1 rRNA gene is annotated in these 247 nt (G+C 53.8%); it reads right to left on the minus strand.

Annotated features, from left to right (window positions below):
- Positions 1–247: ribosomal RNA gene (locus tag APT89_RS21740) — 23S ribosomal RNA — on the minus strand; the annotation flags it as partial.

The raw sequence follows: 247 nt of genomic DNA on the forward strand, positions 1-247 counted from the left end.
CATTGCACTAACCTCCTGATGTCCGACCAGGATTAGCTAACCTTCGTGCTCCTCCGTTACTCTTTGGGAGGAGACCGCCCCAGTCAAACTACCCACCAGACACTGTCCGCAACCCGGATTACGGGTCTACGTTAGAACACCAGCCATTAAAGGGTGGTATTTCAAGGACGGCTCCACGCAGACTGGCGTCCACGCTTCAAAGCCTCCCACCTATCCTACACATCAAGGACCAGTGTTCAGTGTCAAG

This window comes from Enterobacter sp. 50588862, assembly GCF_001462935.1.
GTDB lineage: Bacteria > Pseudomonadota > Gammaproteobacteria > Enterobacterales > Enterobacteriaceae > Enterobacter > Enterobacter bugandensis.